The sequence below is a fragment of the Brenneria alni genome (assembly GCF_003666245.1).
Taxonomy (GTDB): domain Bacteria; phylum Pseudomonadota; class Gammaproteobacteria; order Enterobacterales; family Enterobacteriaceae; genus Brenneria; species Brenneria alni.
Genome location: NZ_MJLZ01000111.1, coordinates 1 through 908, shown reverse-complemented (window position 1 = coordinate 908; position 908 = coordinate 1). Strand labels below are relative to the sequence as shown.

General features: G+C 31.6%; 1 pseudogene. It reads right to left on the bottom strand.

Going from position 1 to position 908, the window contains the following annotated elements:
* Nucleotides 1-419: 419 nt before the first annotated feature.
* A pseudogene (locus BIY29_RS19880) lies at nucleotides 420-645 on the bottom strand (alpha-amylase family glycosyl hydrolase); the annotation flags it as partial.
* Nucleotides 646-908: the final 263 nt, after the last annotated feature.

Below are 908 nucleotides of genomic sequence, written 5' to 3'. Positions count from 1 at the left end.
TATTATAAGAATGTATACCGCTCGCCAGTTGATTGCATAATAATAAACTTTAGCGTAACTATGTACTTCACGGATGAAGTGATATTGCCAATGGATTCTAATGTGGAGCAACCCTCATAAATCAATCCCTGAGATTTACCTTCGATAGTCATCCAGGCATGATTAGTCATAAAAAATATCCTTTTAAATGGGTTTTATACTTTATAGATAATATCGTTTACGAATGCCCAAGATCATTGATAGAATAATAATTAAGATGATATGGATAGCAAATAACTCAGCAAATCGATTTGCACGTTAAATAAATTATGACGGCGAAAACTGCTCTTGGATTATCATGATTTCTTAAAGAGAATGTGCTCCAATCGTTTTTTTCAGTTACTGAATTTATATTACATATTTCTTTACGCGGCTTATTTAATTTTGCGAGTTCTTTTTTTTATTTCTGACATTAAATTATCAAAATCGTTCATAGTATCATATTCTTTCATGATTTCACGATAATTACTTATATCGTAGCCGTTATCCTTGTTAGGCGAATCAAATGAGGGTTTATCCAAATCATATCGACATTTAATACTTTCAGATAATCAAGTTTTTTATTAGCCCGTTGATATCACCAATCACATCGCCATTCGTGTCTTTGATTTAATTAATCAGGGAAATCACACAAGTGCGCACTTAATAAGTGATTCGTAAAAATGGCAGTTTTCTGTGTAAAAAACACAACACATCGTCATTAAAAATTTAAATATGTAAAATTTGCAGCAGATTATCGCTGTCTCTTTTAAACATCTGACGCCGCTGACGTGAGAAATAGAGAAAAAAAAAAAAAGATGAAATAAAGGTGGTTAGTGTATTTTGATAGAAAAAAAGGATATCATAGTGAGAGGTGGTTGTTGAGTGTA